Origin of the sequence: Rhodococcus sp. IEGM 1305, assembly GCF_030058635.1 — a bacterium.
Classification (GTDB): Bacteria; Actinomycetota; Actinomycetes; order Mycobacteriales; family Mycobacteriaceae; genus Rhodococcus_F; species Rhodococcus_F opacus_D.
In genome coordinates this window covers 1-505 of the sequence record NZ_JASHKX010000087.1, presented here as the reverse complement: position 1 = coordinate 505, position 505 = coordinate 1, and the positions used below count along the sequence as shown (strand labels likewise).

Sequence of the window (505 nt, the reverse complement as noted above, 5' to 3'; positions counted from 1 at the left end):
CGATCGGGGTCATCGCGTCGATGGCCTTGATGCCGGTCTGCAGCGGCTCCTCGACGGGCTGACGCTCGAGGACCGAGGCAGCCTGCAGTTCGAGGGCGCGGGTCTCGTTGCTCTCGATCTCGCCCAGGCCGTCGATCGGCTGGCCGAGCGGGTTGATGACGCGGCCGAGGAAGGCGTCGCCGACGGGTACCGACAGCACGTCGCCGGTCCGCTTGACTTCCTGGCCTTCCTGGATGTTCTCGTAATCGCCCAGGATGACGGCACCGATCTCGGTGGCATCCAGGTTGAGCGCGACACCCAGAATTCCGCCGGGGAACTCCAGCAGTTCGTTGGCCATCGCCGAAGGCAGGCCACTGACGTGCGCGATGCCGTCGCTGGTGTCGGTCACAAGGCCGACCTCTTCGCGGGAGGCCTCCGGGGAGTAGCTCGCGGTGTAGTTCTCGATCGCACTACGGATCTCGTCGGAGGAGATCGTCAGCTCCGCCATGTTTTTCCTGCTCTCGGT

The 505-nt window shown here is 65.7% G+C and carries 1 pseudogene; it reads right to left on the bottom strand.

Features of this window, described 5'->3' with window-relative positions:
* Positions 1–487, bottom strand: a pseudogene (locus QM693_RS37500) (F0F1 ATP synthase subunit alpha); the annotation flags it as partial.
* Positions 488–505: the final 18 nt, after the last annotated feature.